Consider the following 249-nt stretch of genomic DNA (forward strand, 5'->3'; position numbering starts at 1 on the left):
TGTCCCGTCCTGAAATAAGTTTACACCTTAAGAGACTTATTTTATGGAACATGCACAAGAACAACGAGTTAAACGCACACAACGTGATTATAGCTTCGCCTTTAAAATGATGGTTGTACATAAAGTAGAAAAAGGGCAAATTACTTATAAACAAGCTCAGGCAAAATATGGTATTCAAGGAAGATCAACTGTGCTGGTATGGTTACGCAAGCACGGACAACAGGACTGGACTTCGAATATGCCGACTTC

1 pseudogene is annotated in these 249 nt (G+C 39.4%); it reads left to right on the plus strand.

Going from position 1 to position 249, the window contains the following annotated elements:
- Positions 1-43: 43 nt before the first annotated feature.
- Positions 44-249 (plus strand): annotated as a pseudogene (locus ACEWB7_RS18880) (IS3 family transposase); the annotation flags it as partial.

The sequence above is a fragment of the Acinetobacter sp. NIOH-H-8 genome, assembly GCF_046635365.1.
In the GTDB taxonomy this organism is placed as follows: domain Bacteria; phylum Pseudomonadota; class Gammaproteobacteria; order Pseudomonadales; family Moraxellaceae; genus Acinetobacter.